The 368-nt window shown below is 54.6% G+C and carries 1 pseudogene; it reads right to left on the bottom strand.

The features are described 5' to 3' along the window. Positions 1 to 368: pseudogene (locus tag ACTHSP_RS22765) on the bottom strand (NAD(P)H-dependent glycerol-3-phosphate dehydrogenase); the annotation flags it as partial.

Genomic DNA, 368 nt, shown 5'->3' with positions numbered 1-368 from the left:
ATGCCTGCCAAACCCATCATGGTTTTGGGTTGTGCGCCCATGGCGATGGCAAGGCGGGTGATTTCGGCAAGGCCGCGGGTTACTAAGGCTGCACGTGCATTGAGGCCGTATTCGAGGCCGTCTGAAAGGCCGGTGGCAATTGCCATGACGTTTTTAACGGCACCGCCCACTGCGACACCGATGACGTCGGTGCTACCGTACAGGCGCATTACATTGGTGTTCAGTTGGGCAGTGGTTTCTTCCACCCAGTCTTTGTTTTCGGAAGCAAACACGACGGCGCAAGGCAGTTGTGCTGCAAGTTCTTGGGCAAAGCTCGGACCTGAGAGAACGCCGATTTTTTTATTGTTAGGCAGGACTTCTTTCAGTAC

Source organism: Neisseria sp. P0001.S005, from assembly GCF_051963715.1.
Note: the sequence above shows the minus strand (reverse complement) of the source record. Positions and strands in the feature narration are given on the sequence as shown.